At 65.2% G+C, this 586-nt stretch carries 1 protein-coding gene; it reads right to left on the bottom strand.

The window, feature by feature from the left end:
• Window positions 1–586, bottom strand: a 586-nt coding sequence (locus ACYVHG_RS15765) for a 3-hydroxyacyl-CoA dehydrogenase family protein (RefSeq protein ID WP_461168424.1), incomplete at both ends; no start/stop codon positions are given.

Below are 586 nucleotides of genomic sequence, written 5' to 3'. Positions count from 1 at the left end.
GCGGATCTGCAGGGTGTAGTCGATGACCTTGGCCAGCACCGCGTCCGAGGTCTTCTCACCGCGGATGATCTCCACCAGTGGCATCTTGTCGACGGGGGAGAAGAAGTGGATGCCGATGAAGTCCTCGGAGCGCTTGACGCCCTCGGCGAGGATGGTGATCGGCAGGGTGGAGGTGTTCGAGCCGAGGATGGCGTCGGGTTCGACGATGTCCTCGATCTCGGCGAAGACCTTGTTCTTGACCTCGACGGATTCGAAGGCGGCTTCGATCACCAGGTCGACTCCGGCGAAGTCCTGCGGGTCGACGGTCGGGGTGATCCGGGCGAGCAGCTGCGCCGACTTCTCGGCGGTGGTGCGGCCCTTGGCCAGTGCCTTCTCCTCCAGCTTGACGCTGTAGTCCTTGCCGCGGTCCGCGGCGGCCTGGTCGATGTCCTTGAGGACGACCTCGATGCCGGCCTTGGCGGAGACGTAGGCGATGGCCGCGCCCATCATGCCGGCGCCGATCACGCCGACCTTCTTGGCGGTGTACTTGTCGAATCCGTCGGGGCGGCTGCCGCCGCCGTTGATGTGCTGCAGGTCGAAGAAGAAC

The organism is Tsukamurella serpentis, from assembly GCF_054780975.1.
Note: the sequence above shows the minus strand (reverse complement) of the source record. Positions and strands in the feature narration are given on the sequence as shown.